An 18475-nucleotide genomic window follows, 5' to 3' on the forward strand; every position below is an offset into this window, starting at 1 on the left:
GACCGGGGTGGCCCGGCGCGCTCATCGCGCGGGAGCGCTCCGTTCCCGCGGCCGGGCCAGTGCCGCGCCCGTCACCATGCCCACCGCGATCGCCGTCACGATCGTCACCAGTTCCATCAAGTCCTTGAAACCGTCGATGACATGGCCGCCCGCCAGCGTCGTCAGGCCGCGCATGCCGAGGGAACCGACGGTCAGGGTGAAGAAGCCGGGGAGCAGGAGGACCAGGCGGGGCGGGCGGTGCGCGGGGCGGGAGATCACCGAGGCCGCCGCCGCGAGCACCGCCGCCGCGACGAACGTGCCGCCCACCTCCCCGATCAGCTTCGTCATCCCCGTCTGCACGCCGACGGTCAGGTACACGAGCAGCAGCAGCGGCCAGAACAGGCGGTACGGGATCGCGAACGCCAGCACCGTGCCCGCCGTGAACACGATCCAGCTCAGGAACAGCGCCCAGCGCGGCAGATCCGCGTCGGCGGCGACGTCGAACAGGGCGCGGGTGGAGGTGCCCGTCACCAGCACGCCCAGCAGGACACCGACGTACAGCTGCACCAGCAGGAACACGGAGTACACCAGACGGATCGCGCCCGTCGTGATGAGGCCGCCCGCCAGTTCGGCGGTGGCCGCGCTCAGGTAGTCGCCGGGGACGAAGTAGAACAGCGCGGGCAGCATCAGCAGGACCGGGCCACCGCGCGCCGGGTCGTCCGCGAACAGCTCGATCGTCACGAACGACACGGCCGCCGACGCCACCAGCGGCAGCACCAGCGCCAGCCGCGGCACCCGGTCGGCGGCCACCGCGAGCGCGGCGGTGAGCGTGCCGAGGACGGCCGTGGTGGCGATCTCGTACCAGGTGGCCTGCATCAGCGGGGCGAACCCGAGCGCGAACAGCACCACCCCGAGCAGCTTGAGCCACCAGGGGTACGGCGCGGGCGCCCGCTCGATCGCCGCGAGCCGCCGGGCGGCCTCCCGCAGGCCCGCCCGGCCCGCCTCGACGTCGGTGAGCAGCGGCTTCAGCGCGGTGTCCCGGTCGAGGCGGAACACCTCCGGGAAGCCGCGCACCGTGACGGTACGGGTCTCCCCGTCGGCCGCCGTCACGGTGAGCACGGCCGCCTCGGGGACGAGCAGCAGCGCCGCCTCCCCGCCGTACGCCCGCGCGCACCGCGCCACCGTCGGCCCGATCAGGTGCGCCCCCTCGCCGGAGGACCGCAGGAGGAGCGTGGTCAGGCGGGCGAGGAACGGCACCAGATCGGACACGGCCGCGGGGGAGACGGGGGCGGTAGGGGCGGGGCCGGAGTCAGGGGTGGGTGCGGAGTCGGGGGCGGGGGTGCTCTGCGGGGGCTGCACGGGACCAGGGTGCGGGCGGGGCGGGCGGTCGGCATCCCGGCGCCGCGCGAGCCCGCGAGCGCCCCCTACCCGTACGACCTTCGCCCCTACCCGCGTACGCCCCCTGCCCCCACCCCCGTTGACCCGTACGCCCCCTGCCCCCACCCCCGTCGACCCGTACGACTCCGGCCCCCCCCAACCCTCCACCCCTCACCCGTACGGTCCACCCGCCCTGCGTGCGCCCCCACTGCACCGCACGCTGGCAGTGGGCCACGGCCCGTTCTCGTACCGGGCGATCCGCGCCCCCGACTGCGCCCCGTACCGGGCGAGCCCCGCCCCCCCGCCAGAGGAGGAGCCCCCATGGCGTCGATGGACGTCCCCGCCGACCTGCCGAAGTCCGGGCAGGCGCAGGCCGCGCGCACCACGGCCAGGGCCGGGGCGCCTCCCCTGCTCAGCTGGGTGACGCTGGCGCTGATGACGACCGCTTCGGTGGCCAGCCTGCGGGCCGCGCCGACGATGGCCGTCTACGGCCTGGCCTGCGTGTTCCTGTACCTGGTCCCCGCGATCGTGTTCCTGCTGCCGACCGCGCTGGTCTCGGCGGAACTGGCCTCCGGATGGAGCGGCGGCGTCTACCGCTGGGTCAGCGAGGGCCTGTCGAAGCCGCTCGGATTCCTCGCGGTCTGGTGCCAGTTCGCCATGACGATCTTCTACTACCCCAGCCTGCTGGCCTTCGTCGCGAGCACCATCGCGTACGTCATCGACCCCTCCCTCGCCGCGAGCGGCCTCTACACGGCGATCGTCATCATGGTCCTGTACTGGACCGGGGTATGGGTGTCCTCGCGCGGCACCAAGGCGCTGGCAGGGCTGTCCAGTTGGGGGCTGATCATCGGGACGCTGGTGCCCGGCACGATCCTCGTCGTCCTCGGCATGGTCTTCCTCGGCCAGGGCAACGACTCGGCCGCCCCGATGACGGCCAGTCACCTGCTGCCGGAGTGGGCGGGCCTGGCCAGCCTGGTGCTCATCGTCAACAACTTCCTGTCGTACTCCGGCATGGAGATGAACGCCGTGCACGTGTCCTCGCTGAAGGACCCGGCGAAGGAGTACCCGAAGTCGATGTTCCTGGCGATGGGCCTGGTCCTCGTCATCTTCATCCTGCCCGCGCTGGCCATCAGCTGGGTGGTCCCCGCCGACCAACTGAGCCTGACGGCTGGGGTGATGCAGGCGTTCAACGCCTTCTTCGCCTACTTCCACGTCGCCTGGCTCACCCCGGTCGCCGCGGTGATGCTCGTCGCCGCCGCGCTCGGCGGCATGCTGACCTGGCTGGCCGGACCGTCGAAGGGCCTGCTGGAGATCTCCCGCAGCGAGGGCTACCTGCCGCCGTTCCTCCAGAAGCTCAACAAGCGGGGCGTACAGCAGAACATCCTCGTCACCCAGGGCGTCGTCACCACCGTCATCGCCCTGATGTACGCGTTCATCCCGAACGTCTCCAGCGTCTACTGGATCTTCTCCACCATCACCACGCAGGTCTACCTGATCGTCTACCTGCTGATGTTCGCCGCCGCGATGCGCCTGCGGAAGACCCAGCCCGACCACCCGCGCGGCTACCGCGTGCCCGCCCTGCACGTCATGTGCACGGTCGGCCTGCTCGCCTCGGTCGCCGCCCTCGCCATCGGGTTCGTGCCGCCCTCGCAGTTCGGCGACGGCAGTGTCTGGTCGTACGTCCTCATGATCGGCTCCGGCCTGGTGGTCCTCGGTCTGCTCATCCCCTGGGCGTTCCTGAAGTTCCGCAAGCCCGGCTGGCGCGACCCGGAGGCCGCGGCCCAGGTCGCCGCGGTCGAGGGCGGTGAGGCGCGATGAGCCCCACCCGCTTCGCCTCCGAGCACCGCTGGCTCTACGTCGGCGCGATCGTCGTCCTGCTCGGCCTCGCCGTTGCCGGGATCATCCGCTTCGAGACCGTGAAGACCGGTGACGAGTCCGCCGACAAGGCGAACCAGCTCGCTGACGCCGCCGTGGCCGCCGGATTCTCCCGGCCCGACACGGACACCGTCGAACGCATCCTGGGCACCGACGGTGGCCAGGTCTGCGACGACCCGGCCGGCGCCCTCAAGTCGGCGCTGTGGAAGATCAACGTCTCCAACGGGGCCGCGTTCGTGGGCCAGCGGCCCGTCATCGGCGACGGCGCCGCGCTGATGGCCGAGGCGGAGATCCTCCGCGTCTACTGCCCGGACAAGCTCCACCGGATCCAGGACCAACTCGACGACCTGTCGACCGACGCCACGGTGAGGCGGTGACCGGCATGACCGAACCCGCGCAGCACTCCCCCGCGAACCCGGACACGGAAGCGCGGAACGGCCCCGGAGGTTCCCCCGACGGGCTCGGTGACCGCGTCGCCGCGCTGATGCCCCGCGCCCTGGCCGACCTCACGGCCCTCGTCGCCATCCCGTCCGTCGCCGACCCCCGCCAGTACCCGGCGGAGGAGTGCCGACGGGCCGCGCGCTGGGTCGCGGACGCCGTCACCGAGGCCGGACTCCAGGACGTCCGCCTGGTGGAGACCCCGGACGGCAGCCACGCCGTCCTCGGCCACCGCCCGCCCCCGCCCGGCGCCCCCACCGTCCTGCTGTACTGCCACTACGACGTGCAGCCCCCGCTCGACGACGCGGCCTGGACCACCCCGCCGTTCACGCTCACCGAGCGCGACGGCCGCTGGTACGGGCGCGGCACCGCCGACTGCAAGGGCAACATCGTCATGCACCTCACCGCGCTGCGCGCCCTCGGCGACGACCTGCCGGTGGGCCTGCGGTTCGTGGCGGAGGGCTCGGAGGAGCAGGGCACCGGCGGCCTCGAACGCTACGTCGCCGCCCACCCCGAGGAGTTCGCCGCCGACGCCCTGCTGGTGTGCGACACCGGCAACGCCGAGGTCGGCACCGGCACCGCCACCGTCACCCTGCGCGGCCTCGCCAACCTGGTCGTCACCGTGGACACCCTGCGCGGCGAGGTCCACTCGGGCATGTTCGGCGGCCCCGCCCCGGACGCCCTCGCCGCGCTCGTCCAGGCCCTGTCCACCCTCCGTGACCCGGAGACCGGCGCCACCCGCGTCGACGGCCTCGACACCGACGGCACCTGGGACGGCGTGGGCTACGACGAGCAACGGTTCCGGGCCGACGCGGGCGTCCTGCCCGGCGTACGGCTCACCGGGACCGGGACCGTCGCGGACCGGCTGTGGGCGCGGCCCGCCGTCACCGTGCTCGGCATCGACTGCCCGCCGGTCGTCGGCTCCGCCGCCGCCGTCCCGGCCACCGCGCGCGCCCGGGTCAGCCTGCGCGTCCCGCCGGGCATGGACCCCGACGCGGCGCTCGACGCCCTCGCCGCGCACCTCACCCACGCGGTGCCCTGGGGTGCGCGGGTCTCCGTCGAGCGGGAGAGCACCGGCGCCCCGTTCCGCGCGGCGACCGACGGCCCGGCCTACGCGGCTCTCGATCGCGCCGTCCGCGCGGTGTACGGCGGTCCGCTCGCGTTCCTCGGACAGGGCGGCTCGATCCCGCTCTGCACCGTCCTCGCGGCGGCCTGCCCGGACGCGGAGATCATCCTGATGGGCGTGGAGGAACCCCGCTGCCTCATCCACGCCCCGAACGAGAGCGTCGACCCGACGGAGATCGCGCACATGGCCCACGTGGAGGCCCTGTTCCTGCGGGAGTTCGCCTCGCGCGCCCGCTGAGCGGAGGCCACCGAGCCTACGTACGGCTCACCGGGCCGGGGCCGTAGAGGGGGGCCGGGAACGGGGCCGGGTCCGGGCGCCGCGTGCCCGCTCAGGCCGCCGTCGCCGGGTCCCGGGTCAGGACCGCGCGGGCGCCGGCGGCCAGGGACGCGGTACGGGTCAGCATCATCGTGACCGCCATCAGCAGCAGCGCGTCGGTGAGGGCGTCGCCGGAGATGCGGTGGCCGGCCATCCAGGAGGCGAGCTGGGTGGGGAACCAGTGCACCGACCCGTAGGAGAACGCGGCGCGCGCGCCGATGACGGTGATCCACACGGCGGCGTAGCCCCACGCGGCGCGGCTGACGGGGCGGCCGGTGCGCGGGCTGCGGTAGACCTCCATCGCGCGGGCCGCGAGCAGGCCGCAGAGCAGGCCCGCCAGCACCCCGGCGATCTCCAGCGCCAGCCCGGCGCCCTCGGTGACCAGGCCCTTCGCGAAGAACGGCACGATCGCCGCCGCGGTCACCACCGGACGCAGCAGCCGGAACCTGCCGACGACCCGGTGCGGGCCGAGATCCGCCTCCAGCACGGCGAACAGCACGACTCCGTTGATGATCATCGCTTGGTCCATGGCAGCCACGGGGCCTTTCTCCGGGGGACGGTTACCTGCCGCCCAGCTTCGGGAGAGACCCCGTCCGCCGCGTCGCCGCACGCGGTGACCCCCGGGACGAGCCGACGGTCCCGGCCGCTGCGGCCACGGGGTGACGGGCGCCGCCCGCGCCTCACCCCGCCGCTCACCCCGTGGGGTGACGCCCCGCCGCCCGCCCGGCTCCTACGGTGGCCCCGACCGTGCACCGCCGACCGCTACGGACCCCCGCCCGGGGCCGTCTCTTCCCGCCCCCTCCAGCCCCCTGCACTTTCCCGTTCCCCGCCCCTTCCCGTTCCCCGCCGAGCCGACGGAGGCCGAGGCCGTGTTGTCCAGTCCGCGTGCCCTCGCGTCGCGTGCCTTCGCGTCGGGCGGCCCCGCATCGGGAGGCCTCGCTGCCCGGCTCGGCCTCGCCCCGGATGCCGCCGCTCCGGGCGCCGTGCAGGGGGGCGCCGTGGAGGTGGGCGTTGTGGACGTGGGCGTGGGCTCCATGAAGGAGGGCTCCGTGGAGGTGGGCTTCCGGCCGCCGTCACGGCGGTGGCCGGAGCCGTATCGTAGTGCCGTGCTCCGCGTCGCCTCGTGGCTGATCCGGGCCGTCGCGCTCGTCCTGGTCGGCATCGACAGCCTGGTGCTCACCCCCGCCGGACACCCGGGCTCGGTCCCGGTGACCGTCGCCTACGGGCTGTCCGCCGCCGCCTTCGCCGTCTGGGCGGCGGCCGATCTGCGCCGCGCCGTCGCGGACCGGTCCGCCGCGAGCCCGGCCCCGTACCGCGCCTGGCCGCCGCTGCCGTACCTCCTCGGCCTGATCACCGCCGCCTCCGCCCTGACCAGCGCCGCGCCGCACGGCTCCGCGATGATCGGGCTCGCCATCATGGCGGTCATCGCGGCCGGGAGCGAGACGCGGCTGCGCGACGGCTGGGTGGTCGCCGCCCTCGGCGTGCTGGCCCTCCAGGTCGGCGCCCTGGCCTTCGGCGCGGGCCGTGGCGTCTTCCTGGGCTTCCCCCTGCTGCTGGTCGTGGCCCTCCTCGCGGGCCTCAACCGCCGCGCCTACCGGCTGCGCGCCGAACAGGCCGCCCGCCTCCTCGCGCAGGCCGAGGAACTCCGCGCCCAGCAGCGGCTCACCGCGGTCCTCGACGAACGGGCCCGCCTCGCCCGCGAGATCCACGACGTACTGGCCCAGTCCCTCGGCGCGCTCGGCATCCAGATCCAGGCGGCCCGCGCGCTGCTCGCCCGGGGCGGCCAGGAGGCCCGTACCGACGATGTCCTCGCCCGCGCCCAGCGGCTGGCCGCCGACGGACTGACCGAGACCCGGCGCGCCGTCCACGCCCTGCGCGCCGACGGCCCGCCCCTGCCCCAGGCCCTGGAGACCCTCGCCGAGAACCACCGTCACCTGCACCGCACCCCCGTACACCTCACCCTCGGCACCCCGCCGCCCGACCTCTCCCCGGAGCGGAACCTGCTGCTCGTACGCATCACCCAGGAAGCCCTCACCAACGCCGCCAAGCACGCCCCCGGTCAGCGGGTGGACATCACCTTGCAGGCAGACGCCGACGCCGACGCCGACGCCGACGTGGACGCAGACACAGACACAGACGTGGATACGGCTGCGGATACGGCTACGGCTACGACGGTGACCCTGACCGTCAGCAACCCCGTGCCCGCTCCCACCCTCGCCCCCGCCGGGGCACCGGACGGCGCCCGGTCCGGCCCGGTGCTCAGCACCGTCGACGGCGGCTACGGCCTGACCGGCATCCGGGAGCGGCTGCTGCTCGCGGGCGGGCACCTGAAGACCGGCGTCGAGGACGGCCGTTGGGTGCTCACCGCACGGGTGCCACGATGACCGGCCCGCAGCAGCCCCCGCCGACCGGCCCGGACGGGCCCGCGCCGAGCCCCGGCCCGCAGCAGCCCCCGCCGACCACCGCCCCGGAGGGACCCGCGCCGAGCCCCGGCCTCATGGAGCCCGTGCTGCGGATCGTCGTCGCGGACGACCAGGCCAGCGTGCGCGAGGGCCTCGCGATCATGCTCGACCTCCTCCCCGACATCAGCGTCGTGGCGACCGCCGCCGACGGCGCGCGGGCCCTGGAGGCGGTGGCCGCGCACCACCCGGACGCGATCCTGCTCGACCTGCACATGCCGGTGATGGACGGCGTCACCGCCACCCGCCGCCTCACCGCCGAGCACCCCGACGTCGCCGTCGTCGTGCTGACCACGTACGACGACGGCCCCATGGTCCTGGACACGCTCCGCGCCGGGGCGCGCGCCTACCTCACCAAGGACGCCGACCGGCTGCACATCGCCCGCACCCTGCACAGCGCGGCCACCGGGTACGCCGTGCTCGACCCGAAGGTCCGGGCCGCGCTGCTCGCCGGGGCACCGGCCGACCCGGCCCCCGCGACGACACCGGCGGGCCCGCTCCCGGACCACCTCACCGCACGCGAGGCGGAGGTGCTGGCCCTGCTGGCGGAAGGGCTGAGCAACCCGGAGATCTGCGCGGCGCTGTTCCTCAGCAACAACACCGTCAAGACCCACATCAACCGGATCTTCGCCAAGACCGGCTGCCGTGACCGCGTCGCGGCGACGCACTACGCCCGGCGGCACGGCATCGTCCGCCCCGCCGGGCCGCCCCCGCCGGGCGCCTGACCGGGCCGTTCAGTAGCGCACCGCCCGGCCGATCTTGGCCTTCACCTCTCCCTGGAGGTCCCGGTTGCTGCGGGCCGTCGCCGTGCCGGACCCGCCCGCGCCGACGTCGAGGACGGTGTCGAGGAGGTTGCCGCCCGCGTCGGTGAAGTCGACCTGGACGGCGAAGGAGCGGGTGGCGTCGTCGGTGTTGGTGGCGGTGACCTCGACGGTGCTGCGGTCGCCGTCCGCCTTCGGAGTGCCGGTCTTCACGTCCGAGGCGGCGTCGGTGCCGTCCTTGATGTCGTCCAGTTTGCGGCCCACCTCGGCGGTCGCCGAGGCCAGTGCCTCGGGGGCCCGCGAGGCGAGCGACTCGGCGGCCGAAGCGGCGCGGCTGGCCGCCGACTCCCCGGCCGAGGCGGCCCGGCTCGCGGCGGACGCGGCCCCGCTGGCCACCGACGACGGGGAGTCGCCGTCCGAACAGCCGGTCAGCGCGGTCACGGCGGCGAGACACAGGAGTACGGCGGCGAGCCCACCCGCACCCGGACGGCGCCGGCGCCGGGGCCGGAGTCGGAGCCGGTGCTGTGGCCGGAGTCGGGGCAGCGGACGGGGAACGGCGGGCATGGCGCCTCCGGCGTGGGGAGTACGGGTACTACGGGGATCGCGGGGAGTACGGGTACTACGGGAGAGCTACCCGTAGTACCCGTACTTCTCGTGGCGCGGTGCCACGGGTGCCACGGGACTACGGTGCTACGGGTATCGGGGTCCTCCCGGTGGGCTTCCCCCGGACCCGCCCCGCCCGCCCGTCCACCCGCACCCCCTCACCCGTACGGAGCAGCCCCTCTGGTGGAGACCGTCACCCGCACGGATCGTCGGATGAGACACCTGCCCGGTCGGCGAGCCCAGCCGGTGCAGCTACTTCAGCCGGGCCCAGCCAGGTGCACCTACCTCCAGCCAGGTCCGGCCAGCTCCAGCGACAGAGAGGCGGGGCACGGTCATGAGCGACGCGTCTCCTCCCGGAACGCCCCAGGGATCGCCGGTCTGGGACCCCTCCCACCAGGGCACGGGTCATGCCCCGACCGGCTCCGGCGGCTGGTCCGCGGGGCAGCCGCCCGGGGACACCGGCTGGGCCGCCGGCGGAGTCGTCTTCGCGGGTGTGCTGATGCTGGTCAACGGCGTCCTCGCCGTGTTCCAGGGCATCGCCGCCATCGCGGACGACGACGTGTACGGCCGGATCGGCGACTACGTCTACAAGATCAACCTCACCGGCTGGGGCTGGATCCACCTGATCGTCGGCGTCATCGCGGCCGTGGCGGGCTGGGGCATCCTCACCGGCGCCGCCTGGGCCCGCGTCGCGGGCATCGCGCTGGCCTCGCTGAGCCTGATCCTCCAGTTCCTGTTCCTGCCCTACGCGCCGGTCTGGTCGATCGTCCTCATCGCCATCGACATCTTCGTCATCTGGGCCCTGGCGACCTACCACCCACAGCCCGCGCCGAGACGGCCGTAGCCCGCGCCGAGACGGCCGCAACCCTCGCCCTCGCCCGGCGCAGCCGAAGCCGAAGCCGAAGCCGCAGCCGCAGCCGCGGCAGCCCCCCCGTGTCCCCGCCCGTGCCCCGTCCGTCCCCCGCCCGTCCCCCGTACGGTCGGCTCGCAGCGTGCCCCGCCGCCGTCATCCCTCGCGCGGATTTTCGAACCGGCTCCCCGGAGCGGGTGATACCTAGGTGTCCCGGCGGCCGGGCGGGGCGATGCACCCCCGGTACGCCCGCGGGTGCGCTGTGATGGTCCCGGTGGTGGGCCGCCGGGGACCGGTGGCCGTCGGCGGTCGGCGTGCGCGGGAGTGCCATGGGATTCGGCTTCGGACAGCGGCGGGGCGGTCAACTCCCCGTGGAGTTGACCGGTTTCGTCGGGCGGACGGAGGAACTCGCCCTGATCCGGGCGGGACTGGTCCGTTCCCGGCTGGTCACCCTGGTCGGACCGGGCGGGGTAGGCAAGAGCCGGACCGCGCTGCGGGCGGCGGGCGCGGCGGCCTCCCGTTTCGCGGACGGCGTCCGCCTCGTCGAGCTGTCGGCCCTGCACGACCCGGAGTTGGTGCCCGCGACCCTCGCCGGGGTGCTCGAACTGGCCGAGCAGCCGGGGATGAGCGCGCTGGACGTGGTCGTGGATCATCTGCGCGACCGCCGGACCCTGCTGCTGCTCGACACGTGCGAGCACCTGGTCGACGCGTGCGCGACGCTCTGCGACATCCTGCTCCGTGAGGCCCCCGGCCTCAGCGTCCTCGCCACCAGCCGCCAGCCGCTGGACGTGCCCGGCGAGCACTGCGTGCAGATCGCCCCGCTGGACCGGGCCGACGCCCTCGACCTGTTCCTGAGCCGGGCCGCGGCCGTCACCACGCTCACCGAGGCCGACCACGAGGGCGCCCTCGCCTTGGTCGACCGGCTCGACGGGATGCCGCTGGCGCTCGAACTCGCCGCCGTACGGCTGCGCGCGGTGCCGCTGGCCGAGCTGCTGGCCCGCCTCGACCGCCGCTTCGAGATCCTCACCGGCGGCGGCCGCCGCACCGCCCTCACCCGCCACCAGACCCTGCGCTCCGCCATCGACTGGTCCTACGAACTGTGCACGCCGCAGGAGCGCCTGCTGTGGGCGCGGCTGTCGGTGTTCGCGGGTTCCTTCGAGCTGACCGCGGCCGAACGGATCTGCGGCGGCGGGGAGTTGCCGGTCGCGGAGGTGATGACCGCGCTGATCGGGCTCGTCGACAAGTCCGTCGTGCAGCGCGTCGACGGCCACGGCGCCCGCTACCGCCTCCTCGACACCCTGCGCGAGTACGGTGCCGGACGCCCGGCAGGATCGGACGGCCCGGACGGTCCGGAAGGCCCCCCGGACGCGCGGGAGGCCGTACGGGAACGGCACTTCACGTACTACGAGGAGCTGGTCGCCCGCTTCTGGGACGAGTTCCTCTCGCCCGCGCAGGCCGCGCTCCACCGGGCCGTACGGGACGACATCGCGGACGTGCGGGCCGCGTTGGACCACGGCTGCCGGTCCGGGGGCGGGCGCCGGGCGGTGGACGCGCTGTGGACGGCGACGCGGCTCGGCCCGTACTGGCGGGCCGCGGGCACCCTCTCCGAGGGGCGGCACTGGATCGACCGGGCGCTCGCCCTCGTCCCGCAGGACTGCCCGGAACGCGCCTGGGGCCTGCACATGACCGGCATCTTCGCCGTGTGGACCGCCGACCTGGACACCGCGCTGGAACGCTTCCCGCTCGCCCACGAGGCCGCCGTACGGGCCGCCGAGACACGGGTGGAGGTCTCCGCCGGGGCCTATCTCGGCGCGCTCGCCGCGTTCGGCGGCGACGTCGAACAGGGCCTGGCCCGCGTGGAGTCGGCGCGGCTGCGGCTGCTGGAGCTGGACGACGGGCTCGGCATCGGCGTCGTGCACTACGAAGCGGCCCTGCTGCGCGCGGTGTTCGGCGACACCGAGGGCGCGCTCGCCCTGTGCGCCACCGGCCTCGCCTACCTCGCCGACCGCGGCGAACGCCAGCTCTACGGCTCGACGGTCACCACCCGCGGGGTCATCCTCGCGCTCACCGGCGCCCCGGACGGGAGCCGGGCCCCCGCGGACGCCGGGGCGGCCGAGGAGAGCGAGGAGTGCCTGCGGCGGGGCCTGGAGGCGGCGGGCGAGATCGGCGAAGTACTGGTCGCGGCGCTCGCCTGCCTCGGCCTGGCCTGGCTGTCGGCCCGCCAGGAACGCCACGTGCGCGCCTGCTGGCTGCTCGGCTACGCGGAGCACGCCCGGCGGCTCAGCGGCGACCCGGTGGCGCTGCTGCCGCGGCTGCTGGAGGAGCAGGAGGAGACCCGGCGGACGGTACGGGCGGCACTGGGCGCGGAGGCGTTCGAGCGGTGGCGGGAGGCGGGGGCGCGGCTGTCCGGCCAGGAGGTCCTGGAGGCGGTCCGCGCCGACGCCGACGTGCCGCGGCCCGCGTCCGGCGGCCGGGGCGCGGTGCCGGGACAGCGGGCGCCGCGCGCCGCGCCGCGGTCCACGGACGCGCTGACCCGCCGCGAACGGGAGGTCGCCGCGCTCGTCACGCGCGGCCTGTCCAACCGCGAGATCGCCGAACGCCTCGTCATCTCCAAGCGCACCGTCGACGCCCACGTGGAGCACATCCTCGCCAAACTGGGCATCACCTCCCGCACCGAGATCCCGTCGGTGGCGGGCCCCTAGGGGCCACCCGCGGCCCATACCTACGTACGGCGCGCGGGCGGCGGCCCGCTTCTGCGTGTACGGATCTTCGCGCGGCCGGTGTGCGCCGTCGTCCGCCGGGGGGCAGCCTTGGCGGTGCCGCCCGGGGGATCGGGAGGTGCCGGGGGGCCGGCTGGCCGGCTCCCCGAGGCTGTCATGGCAAGGCGCCCGGCACCGAACTCCCCCCGGCGGCACACAGGGGGGCTGCCCCAGGTCGGCGGGGCAGCCCCCAAGCACGCATCCAGCACCCGCCGTTGCCGCCTCACCCCACCCGGACGGTCTGCGGCACCCGGACGACCTGCGGCACCCGCACGCTCTACGGCACCTGGACGTTCTTCCGCCGCAGCCAGGGCAGCGGGGCGACCGCCGACCCCATGTACGGCGTGATCCGCACCTCGAAGTGGAGGTGGGGGCCGGTGACGTTGCCGGTGGCGCCGGAGAGGCCGATGCGCTGGCCCGCCACGACCTTCCGGTCCTTGCCGACGTCGATGCGGGAGAGATGGGCGTACTGGGTGAAGTAGCCGTCGGGGTGCCGGATCACGACCTGGTTGCCGAAGCCGTCACCGCAGGTCGTGGCGTGCACGGTGCCCGGCCCCACCGCGTGGACGGGGGTGCCCGACGGGACGGCGAAGTCCTGGCCGGTGTGCCGGTGGACCCAGCGCGAGCCCTTCTCGGCGTACCCGGCGGACAGCCGGTACTTCCGGATCGGGGCCGTCCACCCGCCGCCGTTCGCGGGGGCGCGGCTGCGCTCGCGGGCGACCGGGCAGCGGCCCGCGCGGCCCGACGGGTCGACGGCGACCGGGTCGCCCGATTCGCGGGACGCCGCCCACAGCCGGTCCCAGAGGTCGGCCCGGATGGACTTGCGGCGCCGTTCCGCCGAGGCGGTCTTCGGGCCGCCCGCGTCGGCCGAGCGCAGGCGGTCCACCTGGGCGCGGGCCTTCTCGTGCCGTTCGACGGCGCGGGCGTTCTCCTTGCGGAACGCGTCGCCCCCGGCCCCGGCGGGCGCCGAGCCGAGCCCGACCAGCACCACGGCCAGCAGGGCGGCCAGAGCCCCGTAACGGTTCCGCACATGGTGTTCTCGTCGCATCTTGCGATCATCAGACCGGAGCGGGACCCCCAGGGAAGGGCACGCCGCCGACTCCCCCGAACGGCCCACACGCACACGGCCCGCCCCCTACCCGTACGCCTCCGGTACTCCTCTCCCCCTACCCCTCCCGTTCGCCCTGTCCGCGCCCCATCCCCTCCCGGTACGCCGCCGACGACCGGGGGTTCTCCCCGCACCCCCACACCCCGTGCGGGCAGTAGTCGGTGATCGTCTGGTACAGCGGCCGGTGCCGCGCGAACCAGCCCAACATGCCCCGTACGTAGGCCGGGTTGTCGCCGTTGCGGAAGAGCCCCCACTCCGGGTACGACACCGGCTTCCCGTGCTCCGCCGCGAACCGCACGTGCACCGCGAGCCCGTACGGCTCGGCCACCTGCTCGGCGAAGGACATCCCCGCGGGCTGGTCGTAGGCGTCCATGCCGATGACGTCGACGTACCGGTCGCCGGGGTAGCAGTCGGTCCACGGCACGGCGTCCCGCCCCCGGCTCGGCGTGAACTCGAACCGGAACCGCGCCCCCGGCACCGACCGCAGCGCCGTCACGATCCGCGCCCAGTACGCCTTCCAGGCCCCGGGATCGGGCCCGCACCGGTGGGTGTAGGTGATCCCGTTCATCTCCCACCCCACGACCAGCACCGTGTCCGGCACCCCGAGCCCGACCAGCCGCCGCCCGAGCGCCCGGAAGTGCCCGTCGTACGCCCCGCCCGCGCCCCGGCGCAGCTCGGCCCGCACCGTCGCGTCGGACAGCCGTCCCTCGGTCCGCTCCAGCATCGGCACGTTCAGCACGAACAGCCGGTCCGCGCGCGCCCGCCGCCACCGCGCCCACTCCTCCAGATACCCGGGCGCGCCCTCGATGTTGCTCCACACGTCGCCCGGCAGATAGGCCCGCCCCACCCGAGGCGCCGCCCCCGCCCCCACCCACCGCTCCAGCCCCGCGATCCGCCGCACCCCGACCCCGTCGTACCCGACGTACGCCCCGAACGCCCCCTCCGGCACGGCCCGTTCACCACCCCCGCCACCGACCCGCCCGCACCCGCAACAGGCGGCCACCAGCAGCCCGGCGACCAGAAAACGCAGAAGCCCGCCGGGAAGCACACGGCGGAGAAGCACGCGGGGAGACAGGAACACCGCCCCAGCATGCCGACCACCCCCTCCCGCCACCCCCCACTCCCCACCGAGCCACCCGGACCGACTACCACGCACGGCAGTTCGGACCTTTCTCACGGATCTCCTCGGACCCCTAGCCGTATCGGGTGAACTTCCCCCCAACAGGCAACCCCCGTAACGACTTTGCCTCTCTGTCAGGTTGTTCGCGGCACCGTCCGGGGCGTGCCGGGGGTGCGTCGGAGGCCGGGCGGGCGCGGGCGTTTGTCCGGTCCGATGCCACTGACCACGGCACTCGCAGACGAGGAAACCGATGACCAAGCAGGAACACCGCAGAAACCTCCGGCGGGCCGCGTCCGCCGGGGCCGCCACGCTCGCCGTGGTGGCCGTCGCCGGGGCCGCGCCCGGTGCCGGGGCCGCGCCGCAGGCCAAGCCGGGGGTGCCGCAGCTCAAGCTGATCGCCGCGTCGAAGTCCGTGACGCTCGACCGGTGGGAGTGGGACGGGGAGGCCGGGGTCGAACTCGACCTCGGCACCTACGTCTCGGTGGAGAACGCGCCGCTGGAACTGAAGGTGACGCGGAAGTCGTACAAGGACCCGGTGGTGGCCCAGCAGATCCTGCGGGACGGCACCAAGGTGAAGACGAAGACGCTGCCCGCCGGGCTGGTCAAGGACTTCAGCGGGCTGCCGGGCTTCCTGGAGGTGTCCGTGAAGGACGCCGCCGGGAAGCAGGTGCTCACCACCGCCTCCGGCTTCTGCCCCAACAACGCCTCCGGGCGCATCCACCCGGACGCCCCCGCCACCTCGCACTATCCGCAGAGCTGCCCCACCAACCCCTTCACCCTCGGCTCGGTGTGGGGCGTCGAGAAGGGCTGGGCGGCCAACTCCAGCACCGTCGGCTACGACGAGCGCGTCGACCTGCCGGTCGGCGAGTACACCGCCACCGTGGCCGTCGCGAAGAAGTACCGGGACGCCTTCGGCATGGCCGACGACCGGGCCACCGTCAAGGTGACCGTCCGCACGCCCCCGGAGGACGGCGGCGCGGTCGGCCTGCGCTCCGCCGCCCCGCAGGCGGGCGCCCACGGCGCCCACGGCGCGCACTCCGCGCACGCGGGCCACGGCGGCCCGGCCGCCGCGCCGGACGCCGGGCACCACTACGGGCCGCGCGGCGCCGACGAGCCCGTCCCGCCCGCGTTCTCCCACGCCCTGGAGGCCCGCGGCCAGGCCGAGCACCTCGGCGACGGCCGCGGCCACACCGACGGCTCGCGCATCAAGCCCGCGCTCAAGGCCAACGGCCAGCGGCCCACCGGCCGCGCGAGCGTCCCGGCCGACGCCCCCAAGCCCGACCTGCGGTCCCTGCCCGCCTGGGACATCGCCGTCACCGACGGCGAGGACGGCGACGTACCCGGCAAGGACTACCTCGCCTTCAGCGCCAACGTCTGGAACGCCGGACCCGCGCCCCTCGTCGTCGACGGCTTCCGCAAGCCCGGCGCCGAACTCATGGACGCCTACCAGTACTTCTACGACGCCCAGGGCAAGCAGATCGGCTACACCCCCACCGGCACCATGGAGTGGGACCCGCGCATCGGCCACGAGCACTGGCACTTCACCGACTTCGCCAGCTACCGGCTGCTCAGCGAGGACCGCACCAAGGAGGTCCGCAGCGGCAAGGAGGCGTTCTGCCTCGCCAACACCGACGCCGTCGACTACACGGTGAAGAACGCCAACTGGCACCCGTACAACACGGATCTGTCCACCGCGTGCGGCCAGCAGAACTCGATCTCGGTGCGCGAGGTGCTCGACGTCGGCTCCGGCGACACCTACACCCAGTACCGGCCCGGCCAGTCCTTCGACATCACGGACCTGGCGAACGGCACGTACTACATCGAGGTCCTCGCCAACCCGGCCAACCGCCTCAAGGAGACCGACCTCAAGAACAACGTCTCCCTGCGCAAGGTCGTCCTCGGCGGCACCCCCGGCGCCCGCACGGTGACGGTCCCGCCGTACGAGCTGATCAACACCCCCTGACGGGTGGGCCGATGAGGCGCCGCGCGGCCCGGCGGGGTCCGCGGTCCAGGTGAGACGGGCGGCGTCCGGGGTGCTCACGGGCACCTCGGGCGCCGCCCCGGCGGGTGCGGGGGCGCGCGTCCGGTGAGCCATGCGGGCCTTCGGGACGTATTCCCCCCTGCGTGTAGGGTTCCGTCGTCCGGCGGTGATCCACACCGCGGGACCATCCGAGCACGGTGTACGGGGTGACGAGCGGCCGAGGCAAGGAGCGAACGCCGGTGAGCGGGACAGGAAGGCGCCGGGCTCCGGCGCCGGGCAGGAGCGGCGGGACCGGCGCGAACGGCGGGACCGGGAACCCCCGCGCGAACGGGAACCCCCGGAAGACGGCGGGGGCCGCGGGCGGCACGGGCCGCACCCGGCTGACACGGCGCGGACGGGTCGTCGTGTGGGGCGCGGGACTGACCTCCCTGCTCGTCCTCGGCGTCGGCGGGGTCGGCGCCTGGATCTACACCGACCTCAACAACAACATCGACGCCGCCGACGTGGACGGCAAACTCGGCGGCGACCGGCCGGAGAACCTCAGTCCCGGCTCGAAGAACATCCTGGTCGTCGGCTCCGACAGCCGGGACGGGGCCAACGCCAAGTACGGCAAGGACCTCACCACCATGCAGTCGGACACGCTGATGGTGCTGCACATCCCGAAGAACCGGAAATGGGCCGCGATCGTGTCCTTCCCGCGCGACTCCTGGGTGCAGATACCGTCCTGCGAGATGGGCGACGGCAAGACCTCCGCCCCGCACAAGGCGAAGATCAACGAGGCGTTCGCGCTCGGCGGCAGCAGCGGCGAGGTCGCCGGGGCCGCCGCGTGCAGCATCAAGACCGTCGAGGCCCACACCGGCCTGCGCATCGACCACTTCATGTCGGTGGACTTCTCCGGCTTCAAGGGCATGGTCGACGCCCTCGACGGCATCGAGGTCTGCCCCGAGCAGGCCATCACATCGGACAAGGCCCGCCTCGACCTGGACGCCGGCTGCCAGACCGTCGACGGCGAACAGGCCCTCGGCTACGTCCGGGTCCGCTACGGCGTCGGCGACGGCTCCGACATCGGCCGCATCGGCCGCCAGCAGGAGTTCATGAACGCCCTCGCCACGAAGGCCCAGTCGAAGCTCACCAGCCCCGACGCCCTCTACGGCGTCCTCCAGTCCGCCACCAAGTCCCTCACCACCGACCCCGACCTCGCGGGCATCAAGCCGATCTACGGCCTCGCCAACGAACTGAAGGGCATCCCCAGCAAGCGGCTCGCGTTCCTCACCGTGCCCAACTACCCGCGGGAGGCGGACGTCCCGTCCGACCGGGCCAACGTCGTCTGGCAGTACCCGCAGGCCGCCGACCTGTTCACCTCCCTCGCCAAGGACCGCGAGACCACCAAGGCCCAGTTGGCGACCGCCACCAAGCAACTCCTGTACGCCTCCCAGGTGTCGGTCCGCGTCCTCAACGGCACCGGGCAGGCCGGGCGGGCCGCCGCCGTCGCCGAGAAGCTCCGCCAGGCCGGGTTCACCGTCACCGGCACCGGCAACGCCCCGTCCACGGTCGACCGTACGGCCGTCTCCTACCCGGCGGGACTGGAACGCCAGGGCGCCGTCCTCGCCTCCCGCCTCCCCAAGGCCCGCTCCGCCCCCTCGGCGGACGCGCAGACCGGGGTCGTCACCCTCACCGTCGGCCCGGACCTCGACCTGACGGACCTCGCCTGACACCCGCCGTAC

The 18475-nt window shown here is 74.4% G+C and carries 14 protein-coding genes; 9 read left to right on the plus strand and 5 right to left on the minus strand.

Features of this window, described 5'->3' with window-relative positions; all coding sequences use genetic code 11:
* Positions 1-21: 21 nt before the first annotated feature.
* Entirely contained in the window at positions 22-1338 is a 1317-nt protein-coding gene (locus ACIQPQ_RS22930; RefSeq protein WP_401306361.1) for a threonine/serine exporter family protein, read from the minus strand.
* A gap of 339 nt (positions 1339-1677) precedes the next feature.
* On the opposite strand from ACIQPQ_RS22930, the gene ACIQPQ_RS22935 reads away from it, so the two are divergent.
* The 3 genes from ACIQPQ_RS22935 to ACIQPQ_RS22945 are packed head-to-tail and all read left to right on the plus strand — an operon-like array spanning position 1678 to position 5032.
* Positions 1678-3174: an APC family permease gene (locus tag ACIQPQ_RS22935; protein WP_401306364.1), complete on the plus strand. Its 1497-nt coding sequence runs from the start codon at positions 1678-1680 to the stop codon at positions 3172-3174.
* Entirely contained in the window at positions 3171-3608 is a 438-nt protein-coding gene (locus tag ACIQPQ_RS22940; protein ID WP_401306367.1) for a hypothetical protein, read from the plus strand. Before ACIQPQ_RS22935 ends, ACIQPQ_RS22940 begins: the two co-directional genes overlap by 4 nt.
* A 5-nt stretch (positions 3609-3613) precedes the next feature.
* Entirely contained in the window at positions 3614-5032 is a 1419-nt protein-coding gene (locus ACIQPQ_RS22945; RefSeq protein ID WP_401306370.1) for a dipeptidase, read from the plus strand.
* Positions 5033-5123: 91 nt separating this feature from the next.
* On the opposite strand, the gene ACIQPQ_RS22950 is transcribed toward ACIQPQ_RS22945, so the two are convergent.
* On the minus strand, positions 5124-5627 hold the full coding sequence (locus tag ACIQPQ_RS22950) for a hypothetical protein (RefSeq protein ID WP_401306372.1): 504 nt from the start codon (positions 5625-5627) through the stop codon (positions 5124-5126).
* Positions 5628-6216: 589 nt separating this feature from the next.
* Here ACIQPQ_RS22950 and ACIQPQ_RS22955 point away from each other — a divergent pair.
* Together ACIQPQ_RS22955 and ACIQPQ_RS22960 are read left to right on the plus strand one after the other, a co-directional pair.
* Positions 6217-7494, plus strand: coding sequence for a sensor histidine kinase (locus ACIQPQ_RS22955; RefSeq protein ID WP_401306374.1), 1278 nt, complete (start codon positions 6217-6219; stop codon positions 7492-7494).
* Positions 7495-7607: 113 nt separating this feature from the next.
* Positions 7608-8294 carry a response regulator gene (locus ACIQPQ_RS22960; RefSeq protein WP_401306485.1) on the plus strand — a complete coding sequence of 229 codons (687 nt, stop codon included), beginning with the start codon at positions 7608-7610 and terminating at the stop codon, positions 8292-8294.
* 9 nt (positions 8295-8303) lie between these two features.
* Here the strand turns inward: ACIQPQ_RS22960 and ACIQPQ_RS22965 are convergent, their stop codons facing one another.
* Positions 8304-8771: a hypothetical protein gene (locus ACIQPQ_RS22965; protein WP_401306377.1), complete on the minus strand. Its 468-nt coding sequence runs from the start codon at positions 8769-8771 to the stop codon at positions 8304-8306.
* A 496-nt stretch (positions 8772-9267) separates the two neighbouring features.
* On the opposite strand from ACIQPQ_RS22965, the gene ACIQPQ_RS22970 reads away from it, so the two are divergent.
* Both ACIQPQ_RS22970 and ACIQPQ_RS22975 read left to right on the plus strand, forming a co-directional pair.
* Complete coding sequence (locus ACIQPQ_RS22970; RefSeq protein WP_383769591.1) at positions 9268-9777, plus strand: hypothetical protein; 510 nt, start codon at positions 9268-9270, stop codon at positions 9775-9777.
* 335 nt (positions 9778-10112) lie between these two features.
* On the plus strand, positions 10113-12485 hold the full coding sequence (locus ACIQPQ_RS22975; RefSeq protein WP_401306379.1) for a LuxR C-terminal-related transcriptional regulator: 2373 nt from the start codon (positions 10113-10115) through the stop codon (positions 12483-12485).
* 334 nt (positions 12486-12819) lie between these two features.
* On the opposite strand, the gene ACIQPQ_RS22980 is transcribed toward ACIQPQ_RS22975, so the two are convergent.
* Complete coding sequence (locus tag ACIQPQ_RS22980; RefSeq protein WP_401306382.1) at positions 12820-13590, minus strand: M23 family metallopeptidase; 771 nt, start codon at positions 13588-13590, stop codon at positions 12820-12822.
* A 118-nt stretch (positions 13591-13708) separates the two neighbouring features.
* On the minus strand, positions 13709-14713 hold the full coding sequence (locus ACIQPQ_RS22985; protein ID WP_401306385.1) for a glycoside hydrolase family 26 protein: 1005 nt from the start codon (positions 14711-14713) through the stop codon (positions 13709-13711).
* Positions 14714-15020: 307 nt separating this feature from the next.
* Here ACIQPQ_RS22985 and ACIQPQ_RS22990 point away from each other — a divergent pair, with 307 nt between their 5' ends.
* On the plus strand, positions 15021-16733 hold the full coding sequence (locus ACIQPQ_RS22990; RefSeq protein WP_401306388.1) for a lysyl oxidase family protein: 1713 nt from the start codon (positions 15021-15023) through the stop codon (positions 16731-16733).
* Between the two features lie 398 nt (positions 16734-17131).
* Positions 17132-18463: an LCP family protein gene (locus ACIQPQ_RS22995; RefSeq protein ID WP_401306487.1), complete on the plus strand. Its 1332-nt coding sequence runs from the start codon at positions 17132-17134 to the stop codon at positions 18461-18463.
* The last annotated feature ends 12 nt before the right edge of the window (positions 18464-18475 follow it).

This window comes from Streptomyces sp. NPDC091281, assembly GCF_044757425.1.
GTDB lineage: Bacteria > Actinomycetota > Actinomycetes > Streptomycetales > Streptomycetaceae > Streptomyces.